17 protein-coding genes are annotated in these 23,419 nt (G+C 62.3%); 14 read left to right on the forward strand and 3 right to left on the reverse strand.

Annotated elements, in window-relative coordinates; genetic code table 11:
- Nucleotides 1-3: 3 nt before the first annotated feature.
- From CW354_RS16815 to CW354_RS16840, 6 genes are all read left to right on the forward strand, one after another.
- The gene (locus CW354_RS16815; RefSeq protein ID WP_243396436.1) at nt 4-1,830 is read left to right on the forward strand and encodes an SLC13 family permease; all 1,827 of its coding nucleotides are present in this window, start codon (nt 4-6) and stop codon (nt 1,828-1,830) included.
- A 281-nt stretch (nt 1,831-2,111) separates the two neighbouring features.
- Nucleotides 2,112-2,882: an arginyltransferase gene (locus tag CW354_RS16820; protein WP_104831254.1), complete on the forward strand. Its 771-nt coding sequence runs from the start codon at nt 2,112-2,114 to the stop codon at nt 2,880-2,882.
- A gap of 140 nt (nt 2,883-3,022) precedes the next feature.
- Nucleotides 3,023-3,400 carry a hypothetical protein gene (locus CW354_RS16825; RefSeq protein WP_104831255.1) on the forward strand — a complete coding sequence of 126 codons (378 nt, stop codon included), beginning with the start codon at nt 3,023-3,025 and terminating at the stop codon, nt 3,398-3,400.
- Between the two features lie 186 nt (nt 3,401-3,586).
- Entirely contained in the window at nt 3,587-4,696 is a 1,110-nt protein-coding gene (locus CW354_RS16830; protein ID WP_423793548.1) for a TRAP transporter substrate-binding protein, read from the forward strand.
- A 193-nt stretch (nt 4,697-4,889) separates the two neighbouring features.
- On the forward strand, nt 4,890-5,660 hold the full coding sequence (locus CW354_RS23710) for a TRAP transporter small permease subunit (protein ID WP_207764871.1): 771 nt from the start codon (nt 4,890-4,892) through the stop codon (nt 5,658-5,660).
- On the forward strand, nt 5,660-7,282 hold the full coding sequence (locus tag CW354_RS16840) for a TRAP transporter large permease (RefSeq protein ID WP_104831257.1): 1,623 nt from the start codon (nt 5,660-5,662) through the stop codon (nt 7,280-7,282). The genes CW354_RS23710 and CW354_RS16840 overlap by 1 nt, the downstream gene beginning before the upstream one ends.
- A 156-nt stretch (nt 7,283-7,438) precedes the next feature.
- Here CW354_RS16840 and CW354_RS16845 read toward each other — a convergent pair whose 3' ends face one another.
- Nucleotides 7,439-8,656, reverse strand: a complete 1,218-nt coding sequence (locus CW354_RS16845; protein WP_207764872.1) for an NAD(P)/FAD-dependent oxidoreductase — start codon at nt 8,654-8,656, stop codon at nt 7,439-7,441.
- A 143-nt stretch (nt 8,657-8,799) separates the two neighbouring features.
- On the opposite strand from CW354_RS16845, the gene CW354_RS16850 reads away from it, so the two are divergent.
- Nucleotides 8,800-10,947 carry a malate synthase G gene (locus tag CW354_RS16850; protein WP_104831258.1) on the forward strand — a complete coding sequence of 716 codons (2,148 nt, stop codon included), beginning with the start codon at nt 8,800-8,802 and terminating at the stop codon, nt 10,945-10,947.
- A 482-nt stretch (nt 10,948-11,429) separates the two neighbouring features.
- Here the strand turns inward: CW354_RS16850 and CW354_RS16855 are convergent, their stop codons facing one another.
- A complete protein-coding gene (locus CW354_RS16855) occupies nt 11,430-12,854 on the reverse strand; it encodes a helix-turn-helix domain-containing protein (protein ID WP_104831259.1) in 1,425 nt (474 codons plus the stop codon).
- A gap of 186 nt (nt 12,855-13,040) precedes the next feature.
- Between CW354_RS16855 and CW354_RS16860 the strand changes: the two genes are divergently transcribed.
- Both CW354_RS16860 and CW354_RS16865 read left to right on the forward strand, forming a co-directional pair.
- The gene (locus CW354_RS16860; RefSeq protein WP_104831260.1) at nt 13,041-14,642 is read left to right on the forward strand and encodes an isocitrate lyase; all 1,602 of its coding nucleotides are present in this window, start codon (nt 13,041-13,043) and stop codon (nt 14,640-14,642) included.
- 316 nt (nt 14,643-14,958) lie between these two features.
- Nucleotides 14,959-15,699, forward strand: a complete 741-nt coding sequence (locus tag CW354_RS16865) for a glutathione S-transferase family protein (protein ID WP_104831261.1) — start codon at nt 14,959-14,961, stop codon at nt 15,697-15,699.
- Nucleotides 15,700-15,936: 237 nt separating this feature from the next.
- Here CW354_RS16865 and CW354_RS16870 read toward each other — a convergent pair whose 3' ends face one another.
- Nucleotides 15,937-18,093 carry an anthranilate synthase component I gene (locus CW354_RS16870; protein WP_104831262.1) on the reverse strand — a complete coding sequence of 719 codons (2,157 nt, stop codon included), beginning with the start codon at nt 18,091-18,093 and terminating at the stop codon, nt 15,937-15,939.
- 245 nt (nt 18,094-18,338) lie between these two features.
- On the opposite strand from CW354_RS16870, the gene CW354_RS16875 reads away from it, so the two are divergent.
- From CW354_RS16875 to CW354_RS16895, 5 genes are all read left to right on the forward strand, one after another.
- Nucleotides 18,339-19,301: an XdhC family protein gene (locus tag CW354_RS16875; protein WP_104831263.1), complete on the forward strand. Its 963-nt coding sequence runs from the start codon at nt 18,339-18,341 to the stop codon at nt 19,299-19,301.
- Entirely contained in the window at nt 19,298-19,882 is a 585-nt protein-coding gene (locus CW354_RS16880; protein ID WP_104831264.1) for a nucleotidyltransferase family protein, read from the forward strand. The genes CW354_RS16875 and CW354_RS16880 overlap by 4 nt, the downstream gene beginning before the upstream one ends.
- A gap of 116 nt (nt 19,883-19,998) precedes the next feature.
- Nucleotides 19,999-20,460 carry a (2Fe-2S)-binding protein gene (locus CW354_RS16885; protein ID WP_104831265.1) on the forward strand — a complete coding sequence of 154 codons (462 nt, stop codon included), beginning with the start codon at nt 19,999-20,001 and terminating at the stop codon, nt 20,458-20,460.
- A 3-nt stretch (nt 20,461-20,463) separates the two neighbouring features.
- On the forward strand, nt 20,464-22,656 hold the full coding sequence (locus tag CW354_RS16890) for a xanthine dehydrogenase family protein molybdopterin-binding subunit (protein ID WP_104831266.1): 2,193 nt from the start codon (nt 20,464-20,466) through the stop codon (nt 22,654-22,656).
- A 9-nt stretch (nt 22,657-22,665) separates the two neighbouring features.
- Nucleotides 22,666-23,313 carry a hypothetical protein gene (locus CW354_RS16895; protein ID WP_207764873.1) on the forward strand — a complete coding sequence of 216 codons (648 nt, stop codon included), beginning with the start codon at nt 22,666-22,668 and terminating at the stop codon, nt 23,311-23,313.
- Nucleotides 23,314-23,419 lie beyond the last annotated feature (106 nt).

The raw sequence follows: 23,419 nt of genomic DNA on the forward strand, positions 1-23,419 counted from the left end.
CAAATGTGGGCCACGCTCGCGATCATTGCGGTCACGGTCGTGTTCTACACGCTGGACCGCTTTCCGCTGGAGCTTATCTCCGCCGGGGCGGTCGTGGCGCTGCTCATCCTGTTTCTGCTCGCGCCCATGGAGCGCAACGGCGAAAACCTTCTCTCGACAGAAACCATCCTGTCGGGCTTCGCCAGCCCCGCCCTTTTCGCCATTCTCGGGCTGTTGATCATCGGCCAGGGCATGTTCCAGGCGGGCACGCTGGAACTGCCGACGCAAATTTTATTGCGCGCTTTTGAAAAGGCGCCCTTCGTCATCACCGCCGCAGTTTTTTTGTTCATCATGGTGATCAGCGCGTTCCTGAACAACACGCCCGTGGTCGTGATGTTCATCCCGATCATGGCCGCCATCGCCCAGCAGAGCAAAATCCGCGTCTCGCGCTTCATGATGCCGCTTTCTTATGTGTCGATCCTCGGCGGCATGACGACGCTGATCGGCTCGTCGACCAACCTCCTCGCGGCCCAGTCCTATCGCGCGACCACCGGCGGCGAGATCGGCTTTTTCGAACTGACCCCGATGGGGCTGGTTCTCGCCGGCGCCGGCATTCTTTACATGGCGACCGCCGGGCGCTGGCTCCTGCCCAAGCGGGACAATCCGAGCCAGCCCTGGACCAATGAACGCGAAGGCAAGCATTTCATCGCGCAGATCGAGGTGACGCGCGGCCACCCGCTGATCGGCAAGGGGCCGGTGGCGGGCCTTTTCGTCGATCTGCCGGACATCACCGTGCGCATGGTGCAGCGCCGGGAGCGGGCGATCCTGCCGCCTTTCGAAGACTTCGCCTTCCGCACGGGCGACGTCGTCATCGTGGCGGCGACGCGCTCCGCGCTCACATCCCTCTTGAAATCGAACCCGGACATGCTCGAAGGGCTGATGGCCGAAACCTCCATCGCCGACGAGGTCGACGGTTCGGTCCAGCGCTCGACGCAGCTCACCCTGGTCGAAGCCATCGTGGCGCCGGGCTCGCGCCTGATCGGCCGGTCCGTCGCCCAGATCGGTTTTCACGCGCAGACCAATTGCGTCATTCTCGGCATCGAGCGGCGCAGCCGCATGATCCGAACGCAGATGAACACGATCCGGCTCGAGGCCGGGGATGTGCTGCTCATTCTCGGCGATATCAAGGATATCCGCGCCCTGCGGTCGGACCGCGACATCCTGCTGCTCGAATGGTCGATGCAGGGCCTGCCCGACCAGCGCAACGCCAATGTGGCGGCCCTGATCTTTGCGGGCGTCATCGCCGCCACCGCCACAGGGCTCGCGCCCATTGCGGTCTCGGCCATCGCCGGCGCCACGGCCATGGTGGCGTCGGGCTGTCTCAATGTGCGACAGGCCGCGCGCGCCATCGACCGGCGGATCTATCTCCTGATCGGGGCGTCGCTGGCCATGGGCGCGGCGCTGGAGCGCACTGGCGGCGCCGCCTTTCTGGGCGAAGGGCTCGCCGTCGCAGCCGCCGATTTCGGCCCGACCGTGCTCGTCTCGACATTCTTTATTATGTGCGCCGTGATGACGAACCTCCTGTCCAATAACGCCACGTCGGTTCTGTTCACGCCGGTGGCCGTCGCAGCCGCACAGATCGCCGGGATCGACGAGCATATTCTGGTTCTCACCGTCATTTTCGGCTCGAACTGCTCTTTCGCCACCCCTATCGCCTATCAGACCAACCTCCTCGTAATGACGCCCGGTCATTACAAATTTAGGGATTTCATGGTGGTCGGCGGACCGCTCATTATTCTTCTCTGGGTTGTCTATACGGCGGCCGCGGGCTTTTATTTCGATCTCGGCTAAGCCGGCGCCCGGCCTGAATTGACACCTGCCGGCGCCGGCCCTTGACAATTTTAAGCATAAAAATGAGCTATGGATCAGACGTCCAAATCAGCCCCACGATGCGGCTCCGGCGCCGCTTCTCGTTGGAATCAGAGCCTTGACCCTACCGATATGGCCGCTGGCGAACGTCTGTCCTTCCCGCTCCGCGTGCGTTTTGACTTCCGGACCGGGCTCTGAGAAAGAACGGATTCATTGCGGATATGCTAATGGGCCGCTAAGGTTTTCGCCTTACGTTGGAGATTATGAGTAACGAAGATTTCGCGCGGCGGTTCGGCCTTGAGGGCGGTGAATTCTACATCACGGCGCCGGCCCCCTGCCCCTATCTCAAGGGGCGCCGCGAACGTAAAATATTCTCCTATCTCTCCGGCGACGGGGCCTCCTCTACAAATGCACTTCTGACGCGGCGCGGCTTCCGCCGCTCGCAGAATCTCATCTACCTGCCGGCCTGCGAGGCGTGCAACGCCTGCGTGCCTGTGCGCATCGTCGCCGACGATTTCCACCTGACGCGCTCGCGCCGGCGCGCCCTGTCGCGCAACGCCGACGTCATCCGCCGCATCCGCAGCCCCCGCGCCACCGGCGAGCAGTTCTCGCTCCTCAGGGCCTATCTCGACGCGCGCCACGGCGAGGGCGGCATGGCGGACATGACCGTGCTCGATTACGCCTCCATGGTCGAGGAGACGGCGGTCGACACCATCGTCATCGAATATCTCCTGAAAGACGAAGAAACCGGCGACGAGCGGCTGATCGGCGCGGCGCTCACCGACCGGCTGACTGACGGGCTCTCCATGGTCTACAGCTTCTTCGAGCCGGAAGAAGAGGCGCGCGGTCTCGGCCGTTTCATGATCCTCGATCATGTTTCCTTCGCCCAGGAGCTCGGCCTGCCTTACGTCTATCTCGGCTACTGGGTGAACGGCTCGGACAAGATGGACTATAAAAAACGCTTCCAGCCGCTGGAGATGCTCGGGCCCACGGGCTGGACCCGGATGGACCGCCAGGCGGTCGCGGCCGAGTAAGCGCGTTCCAGCCTCTTTTTCATCACGAGCCCACCTGAACCGGAAACCGGAGGCCGCCGCTTTGCTTCCTGCGGCGGCTCATTGTACCGTCCCGGCGCGAAAAGGCGGGGCGGTTTGTTGGTGATAGGGAGTTCAAAGCTTTGAGTATCCGGTTTATCGCGGGCGCCGCCGCCCTCGCCGTTCTTTTGGGCGGCTGTTCTTCCGCGCCGTTCGGTTATGCGCAGGATCGCTGCACCGGCCGCCATAATCAGTGTCAGACCGATTGCCTCGGCCTCAAGGACGGCCCGGCCCGCGCCGCCTGTATCGAGCGCTGCTATGACGCCGAAAATCAGTGCCGCTCAAGCGGCTATGACGGCACGGGCTCGTCACTCGCCACGGATCAGGGCGTCGGCGCGGCGCGCTCCCGCGCGCAAAAGGAAGCCGATTACGAAGCATGGCGCACGCAAAGACAGCGCGAGAAAGCCGAAAGCGGCGACAACGACGTGGAGATCGAGGTCGTCGAACCGGACCAGAAATAAAAAAGAACAACAAACAATGAGGGAGGAGGCGCGGGGCCTCATGATGAAACGCAGACAATTGCTCACGGGCGGCGCGCTCGGCGCCGCCGGACTGGTGGCGGGGTGCGAGTGCGGCGCGCCCCGCGCGCGAACGCGCGCAAATTTTAGATCATGCGGTCACGCCGCAACAATTTTGGACAGCATATGTTGAAGCGCAGACAACTACTCACCGGCGGCGCCATAGGCGCCGCCGGGTTGGTCGCGGGATGCGAATGCGGCGTGCCCGCAGGCGGCGCCTTGCCCGGCGCGCTCAAGCAGCGCGAGCTGAAAATGGTGACCACCTGGCCGAAGGACTTTCCCGGCCTCGGCACGATGCCCGAGCGCGTTGCGCAGTTCATCACCGAAATGTCCGGCGGCGCGATGACCGTGCGCGTTTTTGCGGCGGGCGAACTTGTCAGCGCATTCGAAAGCTTCGACGCGGTCTCCAACGGCGCCGCCGACATGTATCACGGCGCGGAATATTACTGGGTCGGCAAATCGCCGGCCTTCAATTTCTTCACCGCCGTCCCCTTCGGCATGACCATATCGGAAATCATGGCCTGGACGGAATTCGGCGGCGGCCAGGAACTCTGGGATGAGCTTTCCGCGCGCTTCAACATCAAGCCGATCGCGGCGGGCAATTCCGGCCACCAGCTCGGCGGCTGGTTCAAAAAGGAAATCAACTCGCTCGAAGACATGCGCGGCCTTAAAATGCGCATGCCGGGTCTCGGCGGCGAAGTCTTACGGCGCATCGGCGCGTCGGCTGTGGCGATTCCCGGCGGCGAGATCTATCCGGCGCTGCAATCGGGCGCCATCGACGCCACCGAATGGGTCGGCCCGTGGAACGATCTCGCTTTCGGGTTTTATCAGGAAGCGAAATATTATTACTGGCCGGGCTTTCACGAGCCGGGCTCGCAGCTCGCCTGCGGGATCAATCTCGATCTCTGGAACGAACTGACGGCGACGGAAAAGTCGATCATTACCGGCGCCTGCCAGCGCGCCAACAATATTTCCATCGCCGAATTCACCCATCACAACGCCATCGCGCTGGAGCAGCTCCTCGAAGAACACGGCGTCCAGCTGCGCCAGATGCCGGCGGATGTGATGGACGCCCTCGCCGCCGCCAGCAAGACCGTGCTTGAGGAAGCCGCTGCGACCGACGACATCACGAACCGCATCTATCAGAGCTTCAGGGAGTCGCTCGTGCGCTCCATGGAATGGAGCCGCATTTCTGACGAAGCCTATATGGCCGCGCGCCGCAAAGCGTTTTCATTGTGATGGGGCATGCCGAAGCCATTCCGAGTGCGAACACCGCCTCTCCCCTTCGGGGAGAGGCCGGAATTCGTTTGCGAATTCCGGGTGAGGGGGAAGAAAAGTTGCCATCGGTCAGTCACCTTCCCCCTCATCCGGCCCTTCTGGCCACCTTCTCCCCGATGGGGAGAAGGGAGAACGGCGCCGGCGAGGCCGGCGCATGCTGACCCTCATTGGCGATATTCTCAACTGGGCGGCGGCGGGCGTCATGTTCCCGCTCCTGTTTGTGCCGCTCGCCTTTCTGCTTTCGGAAAAGCGCCCGCTCCTTGCCTGGGCGTTGACAGTCCTGACTGTTGTCGCCGCCGGTCTCGCCTTCGCGTGGCTGACGCCGATCCTCGAGATCACGCCCTCGGCGCAAAAGCTCGTCTGGTTTTCCGGCCTCTTTGCCCTCACCGTCGCCGCCGTAACCGCTGCGGGCTTCGGCCGCGCGGCGCTTGGCCTTTCAACCATCTTCGACGCCGTCACGCGCAAAACCGGCCGCATCGTCATGTGGCTTTTGCTCGCCATGGCGCTCATTCAGTTCGGCGTCGTCGTCCTGCGTTACGTGTTCGGCCTTAATTACATCTTCATGCAGGAATCGATCACTTACATGCATGGCGCGGTGTTCCTGCTCGCCGGAGGCTACGCGCTTCTCACCGACGATCATGTGCGCGTCGACATCTTTTACCGCGAGGCGCCGCCGCGAAGAAAAGCGCTGGTCGATCTCGCCGGAACCTATCTCTTGCTGTTTCCGGTCTGCATCCTGCTTTTGTGGACCGCCTCGCCTTATGTGGCGCGCTCTTGGGCCGTGGGCGAAGGCTCGAATGAGTCTTCAGGCATCCAGGCGCTGTTCATTCTGAAATCCTTCATCCCCGCCTTCGCGGTCCTGATGATGATGGCCGGCTTCGTGAACGCCTCGCGCGCCGCCGCGCAACTGAAGGAGCGCGGCTGATGGAATTCGATATCGGCAATATCGCTTTTTGCGCCTGCACTTTCGCCGGCTGGCTCGACATCATCATGGTGCTGGTTTTGTGCGCCTGCCTGATGGCCGGGTTTCCGGTGGCGTTCAGCCTCGCCGGCACGGCGCTCGTCTTCGCCGTTCTCGGCCTGATGTTCGGCGTTTTCGACATATCCTATCTCATCCCCTTCCCGCAGCGGGTCTTCGGGGCGGTCTCCAACACGACGCTCATCGCCGTGCCGATGTTCATCCTCATGGGCGTCATTCTCGAAAAATCGAAGATCGCCGAAGAGCTGCTCGACGAAATGGCGAAGCTGTTCGGCTCGCTTCCCGGCGGGCTCGGCCTTTCCGTGACGATTGTCGGCATGCTGCTCGCCGCCTCAACCGGCATTGTCGGCGCCACGGTCGTCACCATGGGGCTCCTCAGCCTGCCGACCATGCTGCGGCGGGGCTACGATCCGGCCTTCGCATCGGGCTCCATCGCCGCGGCGGGCACGCTCGGCCAGATCATTCCGCCGTCGATCGTGCTCATTCTTCTCGGCGACGTCATTTCCAACGCCTATCAGCGCGCGCAGCTCGAACAGGGCATCATGTCGCCGGAGACGGTGTCGGTGGGCCATCTTTTTGCCGGCGCCTTGTTTCCGGGGCTGATGCTCGTCGGCTTTTATATCCTCTGGCAGCTTTTCGTCGCGCTCACCCGGCCGAAGATGGCGCCGGCCATTCCCGCCGCGGAGCTTGGATCCCGCGGCGAAGTCTGGCTCGCCGCCATGAAAACCCTGCCGCCGCCGCTTATTCTTATTGTCGCGGTCCTCGGCTCAATTCTCGCCGGCGTGGCGACCCCCACCGAAGCGGCGAGCGTCGGCGCCATCGGCGCCTTGTTGATCGCCGGCATGCGCCTTGCGCCAAAGGGATCGCTGCTTGCGGGCCGCTTCGCCGTGCTCGTCTCCGCCGGCGCGATCATCGGCCTCCTCGCACTCACAGGCTTTCTCGATCTGCGTCTCGGGCGCGACCATGCGAGCCTGGCGGAAATGATCGGCATCGGCGTCGCTTTTCTTCTTTTCGCGCTGACGCCGTGGGGTCTTCTTGCAAGCCTGTTCCAGTTGCGCCGGGAAAAGGCCCTGACGCCGATCTTCGATCAGACCGCGCGCGTCACCACCATGGTCTTCACGATCCTGATCGGCGCCGCGCTCTTTTCTCTCGTCTTTCGCGGGCTCGGTGGCGACGACACGGTGCGCCACGCGCTCGAAGCGACGCCGGGCGGGATCATCGGGGCCGTCATCGTCGTCATGCTGGTGATGTTCGTGCTCGGCTTTTTCCTCGACTTCATCGAGATCACGCTGGTGGTGGTGCCGCTCGTCGGGCCGCATCTGCTCGCCATGGGACTCGATCCCGTCTGGCTCGGCGTGATGATGGCGATCAATCTGCAGACGTCGTTCCTGACGCCGCCCTTCGGCTTCGCCTTGTTCTATCTGCGGGGCGTCGCGCCGCCGGAAGTCCGGACCATGCACATCTATCGCGGCGCCCTTCCCTATATTGCAATCCAGCTCACCGCGCTCGCTGTCCTCGCCTTTTATCCTGAGATCGCAACCTGGCTGCCAAAAGCGCTTTACGGGTAAGAGAACTTTTTTAGCGCCGCATTCTCTTTGTCATCCCGTGCGCAATGCAGCGATTTATCGCTGCTTTGCAGACACGGGACCCATCGCGAAATGGGTCCCGGATCTGCGCAGCAACACTTGCGTGTTGCAGCGCGTCCGGGATGACAATGGAGAGTTCTAAATGAGCGTTTTCAGATCGACGCCCGTATCGGCGAGCTTCGCCGGGTCGAGCGCGGCGCCGGCGGTGATCAGCTTTTTGCCCATGGCGAATGAGGCCGGATCGTTGATCGCGTCGACCGCAAGACCCTTGCCGTCTTTCAGATACCAGACGGCGAATTTCTTCGCCGCCGGGTCGCCGCGCACCACAAGCTCGTCATAGCCTTCGCAAAGCCCGACGGTTTGCAGCTTCACATCATACTGGTCCGACCAGAACCAGGGCAGCGCGTCGTAAACCGTCTCGCCGCCGATCATGTTCGCCGCCGCCGCCTTCGCCTGTTCGATGGCGTTCGGGACGGATTCAAGGCGCATGCGCCGGCCGTAACGGGGCGACGGGAAGTTCGTGCAATCGCCCGCCGCGAAAATCGCCGGATCGGAGGTGCGCGCATATTCGTCGACGACAATGCCGTTCGAAACCTCAAGCCCCGCCTCTTCGGCGAGCCTGGTTTCCGGCGCGGCGCCAATCCCGACAAGCGCGGCGGCGCAGTCGATGGCCTCGCCGTCCTTGAGCCGCGCGGCGTGAATGCGGTGTTCGCCTTCAAAGGCCTCGAACGCAGCCCCGAGACGCAAGTCGACGCCATTATTCCGGTGAAGCGTTTGATAAAACTCCGAAACCGGCTCGCTGGCGACGCGCGCCAGAACCCGCGGCGCCATTTCAAGGACGGTCACGTCGCGGCCGTGCTGACGCGCCACGGCGGCGACCTCGAGCCCGATATAACCGGCGCCCACTATGACAACGCGCCCCGGCGCGGAAAGCATGGGCCGCAACCGTTCGGAATCGGCAAGCGTGCGCAGATAATGAACGCCCTCAAGATCCGCGCCCGGCGCATTCAGGCGTCTCGGCGGCGCGCCGGTCGCAAGAAGAAGCACGTCATAAGAAAGCGTCTCGCCTTCGTCGGTCACAACGGTTTTCGCTTCGCGGTCGATGCCGGTTGCGGCAACGCCAAGCCGAAGGTCGATCTCTTGCGCCTCGTAAAATTCCGCAGGACGCAGATAAAGCCGCTGCTCTTCGAGCTCGCCTTTCAGATAGGCTTTCGACAAAGGCGGACGCTGATAAGGCGGCGCGGGCTCGGCGCCGATCATCGTGATCACGCCTTTAAAGCCGCCTTGCCGTAAAGAGACGGCGGCCTGCGCGCCGGCCTGTCCGGCGCCGATGATGAGGATGCGTTCAATACTCATAAGGCGTGTTCGTATTTGTCTTTATCCGTTCCGGGCTGTTAGGGGGAATAACAGCTAAAATTCGGTTTGCCTATTCCATTTCGCGCATGAAGCCTTATTGGATGGGCGCCGTGACCGACCGAGAATGACGACTGGGGAAGACCATGACAATGCACGCGCAATTGACGATCGATCCGCAGCTCGCGGCCTTTATCGAGAACGAGGCCCTGCCCGGAACCGGGATCATGGCGGAGGATTTCTGGCAGGGGTTTGCAAAAATCGTCGCCGATCTCGGCCCCCGAAACCGCGAACTGCTCGACAAGCGCGACGCCCTGCAGGCGAAAATCGACGACTGGTTTCGCGCGCATAAAGGAAATTACGACGTCGAAGAACATACGGCTTTCCTCAAAGACATCGGCTATCTCGCGCCCGAGCCTTCGCCTTTTGAAATCTCCACCGCCGGCGTGGACGAAGAATTGCGCGCCGTCGCGGGGCCTCAACTCGTCGTGCCGGTCTCGAATGCACGCTATGCGCTGAACGCCGCCAACGCCCGCTGGGGCTCGCTTTACGATGCGCTTTACGGCGCCGACGCGATCCCCGAGACGGATGGCGCGGAAAAAGGCAAAGGCTACAATCCAAAGCGCGGCGAAAAGGTCATCGCCCGCGCCCGCGCGGCCCTCGATCTCGCCGCGCCGCTGGCCGACGGCTCGCATGCCGACGCAACGAGCTACAAAGTAGAAAATGGCGCGCTCGTAGTTGAGATGGCTAATGGCGCAACGGCGCTTCAAGAACCTGAAAAGTTCGCCGGCTATCGCGGCGACGCCAGCAAGCCTGACGCCGTGCTTCTCAGGAATAACGGCTTGCATCTGGAAATCCTCATCGATCCCAAGAGCGCTATCGGCAAGACCGACAAGGCCGGCGTCGCCGATGTCATCGTCGAATCGGCGATCTCGACCATCATGGACTGCGAGGATTCCGTCGCGGCGGTCGATGCCCAAGACAAGGTGAATGTCTATCGCAACTGGCTCGGCCTGATGAAAGGCGACCTTGAAGCCGCCTTCGAAAAAGGCGGCGAGACCGTCACGCGCACGCTCAATCCGGACCGGGACTATGTTGCGCCGGACGGCGGAGCGCTCTCGCTGCATGGCCGATCCATGCTGCTCGTCCGCAATGTCGGCCATCATATGTATACGAACGTCATCCGCGACGCGAACGGCGAAGAGATTCCCGAAACCTTCATGGATGCGGCGATCACCTCGCTGATCGCGTTTCACGATTTGAACGGCAAGCGCCTCAACTCGCGCGCCGGCTCGGTCTATATCGTCAAACCGAAGCTGCATGGGCCGGAAGAAGTCGCCTTCGCCGTGGAATTGTTTACCCGCGTCGAGGAAATGCTGGGCCTGGCGAAAAACACGCTGAAAATCGGCGTCATGGACGAGGAGAAACGCACCTCCGCCAATCTCGCATCCTGCATTCACGCCGCGCGCGAACGCCTCGTCTTCATCAATACAGGCTTCCTCGACCGCACCGGCGACGAGATTCATACGATCATGGCCGGCGGACCGGTGATCCGCAAAAACGCGGTGAAAGATTCCGTCTGGATCAAGGCCTACGAGGCGCGCAATGTCGGCATCGGTCTTGCCTGCGGTCTTTCCGGCAAAGCGCAGATCGGCAAAGGCATGTGGGCCGCGCCCGACATGATGGCGGCGATGCTGGAGCAGAAGATCGGCCATCCGAAAGCCGGCGCGACCACCGCCTGGACGCCCTCGCCAACGGCGGCGACGCTGCACGCGCTGCATTATCACGAAGTCGACGTCTTCAAGCGCCAGAAAGAACTGAAGGGCCAGGCGACCGGCGACCTCGACAAGCTCTTAACCCCGCCTTTCGCCGGCGGCGCCAACTTCTCCGAAGACGAAATCCGCGAGGAGATCGACAACAACGCGCAAGGCGTTCTGGGTTACGTGGTGCGCTGGGTCGATCAGGGCGTCGGCTGTTCGAAAGTGCCGGACATTCACGATGTGGGCCTGATGGAAGACCGCGCCACCTTGCGCATCTCCTCGCAGCATCTCGCCAACTGGCTGATGCATGGGATCGTCAGCGAGACCCAAGTGATGGAAGCCATGAAGCGCATGGCCGCCGTCGTCGACAAGCAGAACGAGAGCGACCCCGCTTATACGCCGATGGCGCCCGGTTTCGACGGGCCGGCCTTCAAGGCGGCCTGCGATCTCGTCTTTAAAGGCGCGCAGCAGCCCAACGGCTATACCGAGTTCGTCCTGACCGAACGGCGGCAGGAAGCCAAGGCGGCGGAGTAAGAGCTCAGCCCCTCACCCAAAAGCGCATCCGCGCTTTCGACCTCTCCCGAGGGAGAGGTAGTGTGGGCCAATGTCAGTCCTCTACCTCTCCCTTGGGAGAGGTCGGATTTTCAAAGAAAATCCGGGTGAGGGGCAAGCTCGTCGCTAGCCTGTCTCAAACGCGCAAAGCCAGCAGCAGCCAACCTTGCGCAAAACCCGCAATGTCAAAGAGCCTCTTCCGGCGAGCTTCGCGCTCCCGCAAGACGGCCGCCGTCAGGACCTCTTTGATGAATGCGGATGGTTTCTTCCGCCTCGGTTACGGCCACAGTCCGGCGACGGATGAAGTATAAGGCCGCCGCAGGACTCGTGGATAACTACGCACCGAATGCGGGATTCCGGCAGGAATTCATCATTTTTGATGAATTTTTCGGAGTGCGATTCGCGTTATTGGGGCGAAGGTTTAGGCAATGGGAACGCTATTGCCTATTCCCCACTCCCTCCTCTCATCGGTCCGAAAACCCGAAAGGCGCAATCGTGCGCCGGTAGTCGTCGGGCAGGACGCTGCGCCCGATGGGGGGCTCGGCGCGCGCGGCGCAGTCGATGCGGTGACACAGGCGACACGCAACGCCGATGGGCGTCGGCTTGACCGACTTAAGATCGGTTCCTTGCGTATAGACAAGGCGATGCGCGTGTTTTTCATCGCAGCCGAGCGCAACAGCGCGTTCAACGCGGGGCGCGCCCCAGGCGCCGCCGCCCGCCGTCACGGTGCGGACAATTGTGAAAAATTTTTCGCCGTCCGGCAGTTCGACCCATTGGGTGAGAATTTCGCGGGGGCTCGTGAACGCCTGATGCAGCGACCATAAAGGACACGAGCCGCCATGGCGCGCGAAAGGAAACCCGGCGCCGTCAAGCCGCTTCGAGACGTTCCCCGCCGCATCGACGCGGATGAAGAAAAACGGCGCCCCCTCCTGCCCCGGTTTTTGCAGGGTCGTCAGGCGGTGACAGATCTGCTCGAAACTGGCGCCGAACTGACGCGACAGGGCTTCGACATCGTATTTGCGGCGCTCGGCGGCTTTGACAAAGGCGCGGTAAGGCATCATCAGCGACCCGGCGGCGTAATTGGCCAACGCCCGGCGCGCGAGGCGCTCGCTGTTTTCGGAAGTAAACCCGCCTTCGCCAAGCGCCTCGTCGATGGTCTCGCGCATGTCGAGATAAGCGATCTGCAGCGCGAGCTGAAATGTCCGGCTCGCCTTGTCCAGCGTTTCATCGAGGACAAGCTCGCTGCGGTGACGGTCGAGCCGGCGCACCGCGCCCATCATCACGTCGGGCGGCAGGCGGCGCACCTTGAGATCGTGCCTTTCCCTGAAATAGGCCTCGAAATTGTCGGCCCCGTCAAACTTGTCGCCGATCTCGCCGGCGATGCGTTCGCCGTGATCGTCAATCGAGGGAAAGGAGTTGCGGCGCGCCGACAGAAACCGGCGCGCTTCGGCCACCGGGTCCGGCGCGTCCTGCGCGTCGTCGCCATGATCGGCGAGCGCCATCTGGCCGTCGCGATAGGCGGTGTACAGACGAATGACCGCTTCCGCCATGGCCGGATAGGATTGCGAGACGTCCTCCACATCCATGGGCGACAGTTCGAGATCGGCGAACAAGGGATCGCGCATGACGCCGTCGAAACGCGCGGCGAACTCTTCCCCGCGATTGCCGGCGAGCGAGGCGACGTCGAGGTCGTAAACCTGCGCGAGCTTTAGGAGCATGTCGGCGGTCATGGGCCGCTGATTGCGCTCCATCAGCGCAATGTAGGAGGGCGAAACGCCGAGATCCTCGGCCATCACCGCCTGGGTCATCCCCATCTCGCGCCGGAGGCGGCGCAGGCGCGGGCCCATGAACGCGGCCCGGTCTTTCGTGCGATCCTTGGCTTTGGCCATGATTTTCCTCGTAAAGTCACGACTTTACAATATTACATATAAATTCTGTAAAGTTTGACAATAAGACTTTTTCGCGCCTGCACAAGCCGGAAAATCCCGCTTATTTACAGGGTCAATGGCGGCCCCGGGGTTTCATGCTCACGCCGCCTCGTTGAATTTAGAATAGTAAATCAAAGGGATAGACCGATGACCTATCTGGAGAATCTGAGCGCGGCGAGCCGCATCATTGAAGCCCGAAACGGCCAGTGGAACGGCGTCGACGCGGAATCGGTCGCCCGGATGCAGCTTCAGAACCGCTTCAAGACCGGCCTCGACATCGCGAAATACACCGCGAAGATCATGCGCGCCGACATGGAAGCCTATGACGCCGACCCGGCGAATTACACCCAGTCGCTCGGCTGCTGGCACGGCTTCATCGGCCAGCAGAAGATGATCTCCATCAAGAAGCATTTCGGCGAAACCAAGGGCCGCTATCTCTATCTTTCCGGCTGGATGGTCGCCGCGCTGCGGTCCGAATTCGGCCCCCTGCCCGACCAGTCCATGCATGAGAAAACGGCGGTCCCGGCGCTCATCGAAGAGCTCTACACCTTCCTCAAACAGGCGGACGCGCGCGAACTTGGCGGTCTCTTCCGGGACCTCGACAAGGCGCGCGAGGAAAACGATCAGGTCAGGGAGAAACAGCTCCTCAATCAGATCGACAATTTCCAGACCCATGTCGTGCCGATCATCGCCGATATCGACGCAGGCTTCGGCAACGCCGAAGCGACCTATCTCCTCGCCAAGAAAATGATCGAGGCCGGCGCCTGCGCCCTGCAGATCGAAAACCAGGTCTCGGACGAAAAACAATGCGGCCACCAGGACGGCAAAGTCACTGTTCCGCATGAAGACTTTATCGCGAAAATCCGCGCCTGCCGCTACGCCTTCCTCGAGATGGGCGTCGAGGATGGCATCATCGTTGCGCGCACCGACTCACTCGGCGCCGGGCTGACGAAACAGATCGCCTATAGCGCCGAGCCCGGCGATCTCGGCGACCAGTACAATTCCTTCCTCGATTGCGAGGAAGTCGGGGCCGGCGATCTCGGCAATGGCGATGTCGTCATCACCCGCGACGGCAAGCTGATGCGCCCGAAACGCCTGCGTTCGAACCTCTTCCAGTTCAAAAAAGGCACGGGCGAGGACCGCTGCGTTCTCGACTGCATCACCTCGCTGCAGCACGGCGCCGATCTTCTCTGGATCGAAACCGAAAAGCCGCATGTGGAACAAATCGCCGGCATGGTCGACCGCATCCGCGAAGTCGTGCCGAACGCCAAGCTCGTCTACAACAACTCGCCGAGCTTCAACTGGACATTGAACTTCCGCCAGCAGGTGTTCGACGCCTGGTCGAGCGAAGGCAAGGATGTTTCGGCCTATAACCGCGACAAGCTGATGAGCGTCGATTATGACGACACCGAACTCGCGCTCGAAGCCGACAAGCGCATCCAGACGTTCCAGCGCGACGGGTCGAAACGCGCCGGCATCTTCCATCACCTCATCACGCTGCCGACCTATCACACGGCGGCGCTCTCCACCGACAACCTCGCCAAGCGCTATTTCGGCGAGGAAGCGATGCTCGGCTATGTCAAGAACGTGCAGCGCGAGGAGATCCGCCAGCAGATCGCCTGCGTCAAGCACCAGAACATGGCGGGCTCGGATATCGGCGACGACCATAAGGAGTATTTCGCGGGCGAAGCGGCGCTAAAAGCCGCGGGCGAAGATAACACAATGAACCAGTTCGCGGCCGCAAGTTAACCGCATCTGGGAGGGAACGCCCCCGCGAAAGCGCGCCGCCGGAGCCGAAACGCTCCGGCGGCGTTTTTTTTGCTGCATCTTCCACCCCGCTCATCTCGGCGAAAGCCGGGATCCAGTCGAACAAAGGAAGACGAGCTTCGCCCGACATTATTTCTTTAGCTTGGGTCCCGACTTGTGTCGGGGTGAGCGGAGGTTTTCCATCACGGAAATTCGTAAATTCTCAGGCATTCACTTCCCATTACGGCAGCTTAATTTGGCTTATTTCAGATACATTCGTTTTTAACGATCAAAATCCATCTGTTCAGGAGAAACGGCCTTGAAACTCTACTCCTTCGGACCCGGCGCCAATTCGCTGAAACCCCTGCTCGCGCTTTATGAAAAGGAGCTCGACTTCGAGAGCGTCTTTTTGAATCCCGCGAAATTCGAGCACCATTCGGACTGGTACAAGAAACTCAATCCCAACGGCCAGGTGCCGGCGCTGGAGCATGACGGCAAGATCATCACCGAATCGACGGTGATCTGCGAATATCTTGAAGACGTGTTTCCCGATCAGAACCCGCTCCGCCCCGCCGATCATTTCGAGCGCGCGCAGATGCGCATCTGGACCAAATGGGTCGACGAATATTTCTGCTGGTGCGTCTCCACCATCGGCTGGCATCGCATGGTCGGCAATATGGTCAAGCACCTCTCCGACGAAGAGTTCGAGGAGATGGTGGCGAAGGTGCCGATCCACGAACAGAAGGTGAAATGGCGCCGCGCGCGCGAAGGCTTCCCGCAGGAATTGCTCGACGAGGAGATGCGCAAGATCGGCCATTCGGTGAAGAAGCTCGAAGCGCGCTTACAGGAAAGCAAATGGCTCGCCTGCGATCACATGTATACGCTCGCCGACATCTGCAATTTCGCCATCGCCAACGGCATGCAGAACGGCTTCCCGGAATTCGTGAACGAGAAAGATACGCCGGCCATTCTCGACTGGCTGGGCCGCATCAATGAACGCCCGGCGGCGAAGAAAATGTTCGCCAACCAGCCGTCGGAATTCAATCGCAAGAAGGATTAATCCCCCTTCCCGCTCATCCCGGCAAAAGCCGGGATCCAGCGCATTTGCCGAGGCAAGGCCTGACCCAGCCGTCACCGACTCCCCACGCTTTAAGCGTGGGGTCCAACTTGCAACGTATTTCAAATTGCTGGACGCCACGGTTAAACCGTGGCGAGTCGCAGTTGGATAGTTCAGATCGCCTCTAAAAGCTTTTTCTGGATCCCCGCTTTCGCGGGGATGAGCGGAGGTGGCTAAAGCTCAACTCTCGCTGTTCTTCGGACACAGCGCCTCAAGCGCATTGCGAAGCAGCGGCAAGCCCGTCGCCTGAGGCGAGGTCAGGATCGATTCCGGGTGGAACTGCACGGCGGCCCAGGGTTTCGTTTTATGCTCCACCGCCATGATGACGCCGTCGCCCGTTTGCGCCGTCGCCTCGAAACAATCGGGAAGCGCATCGCGGTTCGCATGAAGCGAATGATAGCGCCCGATCTCGAAACTTTCCGACAGCCCCTTGAACAGCCGCCCGCCGCCGCTCACCGCCTGGCTCATCTTGCCGTGCATGGGATAGGCGAGCACGTCGAGCGCGCCGCCTTCATATTCGACCATGGCCTGCAGCCCGAGACACACGCCGAAAACCGGCAGGCCTTTTTCATCGAGCAGCTTTAAGGTTTCGGCGGTGTTGAAATCCTCAGGCCGGCCCGGCCCCGGCGACAGCACCGCCATGTCGAAATCGTCGCGGCTTTTGATCGCTTTGCGCGCCGCATCCGGCCGCAAGGTCGTCACCTCCGCGCCGAGCTGGCGGAAATAACTGCCGAGCGTATGCACGAAGGAATCCTGGTGATCGACGAGGAGGATGCGCCGCATGGGCGGTTTCGCCGGTTTCGCCTGCGCCGCCGCGCCGCCGCCCGCCCCGCGGATCGCCGCGAACAGCGCCGAAGCTTTAAGCCGGCATTCGGCGTCTTCCGCTTGCGGGTCGCTGTCGTAAAGCAGCGTCGCCCCGGCCCTTACTTCCGCGACGCCGTCATGAAGGCGCGTCGTACGGATCGTCAGCCCGGTGTTCATGTCGCCATCGAAGGTGAGGCGCCCGATGGCCCCGCCATACCAGCGCCGGGCGGTCTTTTCGTGATTTTCGATGAACTGCATCGCCCAGACTTTCGGCGCGCCGGTGACGGTCACCGCCCACATATGCGTGAGGAACGCATCGAGGGAATCAAAGCCCGGCGAGAGATAGCCCTCCACATGGTCCACCGTGTGAATGAGCTTTGAATAAAACTCGAGCTGGCGCCGGCCAAGCACTTTCACCGAGCCCGGCGTGCAGATGCGCGATTTGTCGTTGCGATCCACATCCGTGCACATGGTGAGCTCAGCCTTGTCCTTTTCCGAATTGAGCAGTACCCGGACATTTTCCGCGTCTTCGAGCGCGTCGCGCCCGCGCGGCGCCGTGCCGGAGATGGGACAGGTCTCGACCCGGTCGCCCTCGACCCGAACATACATTTCCGGCGAAGAGCCGACGAGCGCTTCGCCCTGCCCCAGATTCATGAAGGCGCCGTAAGGCGACGGATTCTCGGTTGAAAGGCGTTCAAAAATGGCGCTGGGGCGCGAGGTCAGCGGCTCTTCGAAGGTCTGGCTCAACACCGCTTCGAAAAGATCGCCGCGGTAAAACGCTTCCCGCGCCTTTTCAACATTCGCCGCATATTCGCCGGGCGCGTGGTCGGACCTGGCCTCGAACTCGTGACCGCCAACCTTGATGGGATCGTCCGCGGTTTTGCGCGGCAGGTCTCTTGTCGTCTTGCCGTTCACCTCGAAGTCGTAACGGTAGATCAGCGCCTCTTTACGCACATGATCGACGATGGTGATCTGGTCGGGCAGGAAGAGCGCGAGATCGCGATGATCCGCGAGTCTCTCCAGGCGCAGATTAATCGGCTCGAACTGAAAACAGAGATCGTACGCAAAGGCGCCGTAAAGCCCGAGATGCTTGTCCTCGCCCGCGGCGAAGGCGTCGCGGCAGGCGCGCAGCATCGAGAAGACCGAGGGCTGGCGGCTGCGCTGTTCTTCGGGCACGACTTCCGTCGGTTCTTTTACCGACCCTGAAACAAGCCCCGCCTCCACGCGCGCCAGCATGATGTCGCTATTGGCTTCAAGCGCCGGAATGAAGGCCGGCAGGATAACCTCGCCCCGCTCATTCAAGGCGCGGATCGAGAAGTCGCGCCCGCGGCTGGCGATCTGCACCGGCGGATCGACAAAGCCCATGTCGAGGCGCGAATAGCGCCCGGGAAATTCAAAACCCGAGGCCAGGACGACGCCGAGGCGGCTGTCCATGTCGCGGCAAAGCGCGCCGATCCCCGCCTCATAGGAGGCCGGAACGATTTCCCGCGTCACGCGGACGCCGCCTGCAGTTGTGTAATCTTTCTGAGTCATCTCCGCCTCTTATGGGGCGCCGTCAATCGGCAAGGCGGAGTTCCGGGATGCGCGGCGCCGCCTTACCAAGCAAGACGGCGACAAGATTTAAGCCGTCCCTATTGAGACAGCCGCCACCAGTTCGAAAAATACTGCACCCTGATCATGGAAGCTTACTTGTCATCCCTTCGCCGTCCCGTCAAGTCGGCGTGAAGAGTTCAATGCGCGGCATGGCGCCGGACGGGCCGGCGGGCTAGAATAACCTTATGTTGGACGCCTCGCCGGAAATCCCCCTTCCCGCCGCCTTCGATCCGTCGGGCGGCGACGTCTTGCGCTTCGCCCTCGCCGAGCGCCGCGCCGGGCGGCCCGCTGTCATCGTCACGCTCGTTGAAATCGACGGCGCTTCGCCGCGAGCCTTGGGCGCCCAGATGGCCGTCGCCGAAGACGGCCGTTTCGCCGGATCGATTTCCTCGGGCTGTCTCGAACGCGCCATCGTCGAGGAAGCGCGCGCCGCAATGGACCGGGGCGAAGGCGGCGTCGTGCGTTACGGCAAAGGCTCGCCTTTTCTTGACGTGACGCTGCCTTGCGGCTCCGGCGTCGATCTTTTGTTCACAGTCAACCCGCCGGCGGAAGCCTTGAGCGACGCCTGCATCGCGCTCGACGCAAGGCGTCCTGTCGCCGCCGGTTTCGAAACAAACACGATGACGCTTTGCGATGCGCGGCGCAGCCAACGCGAAAGCGAGACATCGTTCACGCGCATTTACCAGCCGCCGCTGAGGATCGCCGCCGCCGGCGTCGGCGCCGAACTCGTTCTCCTGGCGCGCATCGCCCGCGCCGCCGGCCATCGCTTCTGCGCCATCTCGCCCGACGAAGCCATTCTCGCCCAATGCGGCGCGCAGGAATGCTTTCACCTCAAATCCTCCTCGTCGCTGCCGGAAATTCCCGCCGATCCCTGGACGGCTTTCGTGTTTCTTTTCCATGACCGCGAATGGGAGCTGGCGCTGGCCCCCGCCGCCCTCGCCTCTTCGGCTTTTTATATCGGCGCGGTCGGCAGCCGCCGCACCCACGCCGAACGGATCGAGGCGTTGCGCGGCGCCGAGCTCGACGATGCGTCTCTCGCCCGCATCGAGGGGCCCATCGGACTTATTCCGGCGACGCGCGATCCGTCGGCGCTCGCGGTTTCGGTGCTCGCCGGCGTTCTCGCCGCCTGGCCCCACGGCGCCGCATGAAGCCGGACGAGACTTGCGCCGCCATTCTTCTCGCCGCCGGCGCGTCCTCGCGTTTCGGCGGCGACAAACTCGCGGCGAAGATCAATGACGAAAAGGTTCTTGAACGGTCCGCAAAAGCCCTCGCCGACGCCGGTTGCGACATGCGCGCTGCAATCATCAGCGAGACATCGAAGGTTCATGCGCCCCTTTTGCAAAACCTCGGCTTCGAGATCATCGTGAATGCTCATGCGCATGAAGGCATGAGCGCATCCTTGCGCGCAGGGATAGAGTGGGCGTCGGATCATAACGCGTTATGCGTCCTCATTGCGCTCGCCGACATGCCTTTCGCGCCGCCCGCACATTTGCGTAGCCTGCTCCATAGCTCTCAGAAATGTGAAGAGCGCGCCGCTTTTACAGCCTGCGGGGCGCGGCGGTCGCCGCCGGCGGTTTTCGGGTCGCAATGGTTCGAGACACTGCGCGCGCTGAAAGGCGACGCCGGCGCGCGGGATATTCTTGCAGGGCTTCCCGCAAGATGCGCCGTCAAGGCCCCGGAAAAATTTTTGCGCGACATCGACACGCCGCAGGACTTAGACGCCGGCTAAAATTGAGTCGAAATCTTTTTGAGAATGACTCGCATCATACGGCTTTGCTGGACAGGACTCGGGGGTCTTCCCTATATATTCGCAATCGCAGCATAGGCTGATCTGGAGGGCGCGGCATGAGCATCAGTTTCAAAGTCAATAACGAGCAGCGAACGCTGGATGTCGATCCCGACACGCCGCTGCTCTGGGTTCTTCGCGACGATCTCAGACTCACCGGCACGAAATTCGGCTGCGGCATCGCCCAATGCGGCGCCTGCACCGTGCATGTGAACGGCCAGCCGCGGCGCGCCTGCGTCACGCCGGTCTCGACGCTTGACGGGGCGAGCGTCACCACCATCGAAGGCCTTGAAGGACCGCAAGCCGACGCCGTGCGCGAGGCCTGGGCCGAATATGACACGCCGCAATGCGGCTACTGCCAGTCGGGTCAGATCATGACCGCCGCGGCGCTGCTGTCGCGCAATCCGAAGCCGAGCGACGAGGACATCGACAAGGCGCTGGCCGGCAATATCTGCAAATGCGCAACTTATGTCCGCATACGGAAAGCCGTGAAATCCGCCGGCGAAAAGCTTGGAGGCTAAAAGATGACTGTCATGGAAGCCCCCGCCCCCTCAAGACGCGCCTTTCTCGCCGGCGCCGGCGGCCTCGTCATCGCCGTGGCGCTGCCCGTAAAGTCGCGCGGCCAATCGGGTGAAGAACGCATTTTCGGCGGCGGCGACGCCTCGAACATCAAATACGCGCCGAACGCCTTCGTGCGCATCAGCCCGGACAACACGGTCACGATCCTGATCAAGCATATTGAATTCGGCCAGGGCCCGTTTACGGGCCTCGCCACCCTCGTCGCCGACGAAATGGACGCCGACTGGTCGCAAATCCGCGCCGAACATGCGCCGGCGAACGCCGAGCTGTACGGCAACATCATGTTCGGCGGCATGCAGGGGACCGGCGGGTCTACCGCCATGGCCGCCTCTTTCGACGTGATGCGCAAAGCCGGCGCCGCGGCGAAGGCGATGCTGGTCGCAGCCGCCGCTGAAAGCTGGGGCGTTCCGGCAAGCGAGATCAGCGTCTCGAAAGGCGTTCTCTCTCACAGCTCGGGCAAATCCGGCTCTTTCGGCGAGTTCGCCGAAGCGGCGGCGGCGCAGGAGGCGCCCGCCGAGCCGACGCTCAAAACGCCGGACCAGTGGATCTATATCGGCAAGGATGTGCCGAAGCTCGACACCGGCATGAAATCCACCGGCGAAGCGCAGTTCACGCTCGACATCTATCGCGAGGGCATGCTCACCGTGGTCGTCGCCCATCCGGTGAAGTTCGGCGCGACCGTCGCCTCTTTCGACGACAAGGCGGCGCGCGAAGTCCCCGGCGTGGTCGACGTCAAGAAGATCAGCAGCGGCGTCGCCATCTATGCGAAAAACACCTTTGCAGCCCTGAAAGCCCGCAAGGCGCTGAAGGTCGAATGGGACGAAAGCGCCGCCGAAACACGGTCTACGGATGAAATCGCCGCGGAGCGCCGGGACGCCGTGAAAAGCCGAGGCGCCGTCGCCGGCGAAAACGGAACGGTTGACGATTCCGCTTTCGCCGATGCGGCGAATTCCATCGAAGCGGAATATATCTTCCCCTATCTCGTCCATGCGCCCATGGAGCCGCTCGACGCGGTTGTCGAACGCAAGGAAGACGGCGGCGTCGAAGTCTGGATGGGCAGCCAGATCCAGACCATGGACAAGGCGACCATCGCCGAAGCCTGTAATGTCGAACCGGAGAAAGTAACGCTCAACACCGTCCTCGCCGGCGGCAGTTTCGGCCGGCGCGCGCAATCCGACGCGCATTTCGCGCGCGAGGCCGCGGAAGTCTTCATGGCGGCGGGCGGCGAAACGCCGGTCAAGCTCATGTGGACCCGCGAAGACGACATTCAGGGCGGCTATTACCGCCCGCTCATGGTTCACCGCATGCGCGGCGCCGTGAACGACGCCGGCGACATCGCCGCCTGGGAGCATGTCATCGCCGGACAATCCTTCGTGGCGAACTCGCCCTTCGAGGGCATGCTGCAGGGCGGCGTCGACGCCACCATGGTCGAAGGCGCGTCGGAAACTCCTTACGCCCTGCCGAACTACAATACGTCCGCGCATATCATCAACAATCCGGTGACGACGCTGTGGTGGCGCTCGGTCGGCCACACCCATACGGGTTACGCCGTCGAGACCTTCATCGACGAGCTTCTGGAAAAAGCCGGCAAGGATCCGGTGGAAGGCCGCCTCGCCTTGATGACGGCGCCGAAACATCAGCGCCTCGCCAATGTCTTGAAGCGCGTTAACGCCATGGCGGGCGGCATGGAGGCGCCGGAAGGGCGCGCGCGCGGCGTCGCGGCGGTTGAATCCTTCCGGTCTTATGTGGCGGAAATCGCCGAAGTCTCCATGGAGGACGGCCTACCCCGCGTGCACAAAGTCTGGTGCGCCGTCGATTGCGGCATTCCCGTCAATCCGGAAATCATCAAGGCGCAGATGGAAGGCGGCATCGGCTACGGCCTCAGCGCCATTCTCTTCAACGAGCTGACTCTCGACGAAGGCGGCGCGGTGACCCAGTCGAATTTCCACGACTACCGGTCCTTGCGCATCAGCGAAATGCCCGATGTCGAGGTCGAAATCATCGCCTCGAACGAACCGCCCACGGGCGTCGGCGAACCCGGCCTACCGCCGATCGGTCCCGCCGTCGCCAATGCGGTGCGCCGCCTTTCCGGCGCGACGCCCCGCAATCTGCCCATGATCAAAAGCCTTCAGGCCTGAGGAACAAAGATGAAAACCCAATCACGCTGGATGACCGCAACGGCGATCGGCGCCGGTTTCGCTTTTCTCGCCGCCTGCGGGCAACAAAATGAAGGCGCCGGCGGGGGCAAAAACGCCATGGAAGTCAACGGGCTGAAAACGCCCGCCGCTTTCGCGTCCATCGAGGATGACCAGGAGCGCGCCGCCGCCCTTTTCAATGAAATGGCGAAAGTGATGCTGCATCCGCGCTGCGCCAACTGCCATCCGAAATCGGGCGGCCCGACGCAGGGCGACGACATGCGCCCGCATGAGCCGCCGGTGGCGCGCGGATCGGGCATCGGCGCGCCGGGCATGGAGTGTTTCACCTGCCACGGATCGGAAAACGTCGAGTTCGCCACCATGGAAGGCTCCATCCCGGGCGCGACGCCCTGGGTGCTGCCGCCGGAATTCATGGGCTGGGCCGGCGCGACCCCGGCGGAGCTTTGCGTGCAGCTGAACAATCCGAACCTGACGGGCGGGCGCTCGCTTGAGGATCTCGTCGAACATAACGGCGCAGACCATCTCGTCGACTGGGCGTGGAACCCCGGCGAAGGCCGCACGCCCGCGCCCGGCGACCAGAAAACCCTCGGCGCCCTGACGGCCGCCTGGGTCGAAGCCGGCGGCCACTGCCCCTCCTGAGGGGCTGGCCTGACGGGCCCGCCCGCCTATTTTTCCAAGAAATTCAACGCTCTTAGCGCTTAAGAGCGCAATCCTTTTTTAACCCTGATCCATGACACTCGCCAAG

The sequence above is a fragment of the Hyphococcus luteus genome (assembly GCF_002943565.1).
GTDB classification, from domain to species: domain Bacteria; phylum Pseudomonadota; class Alphaproteobacteria; order Caulobacterales; family Parvularculaceae; genus Hyphococcus; species Hyphococcus luteus.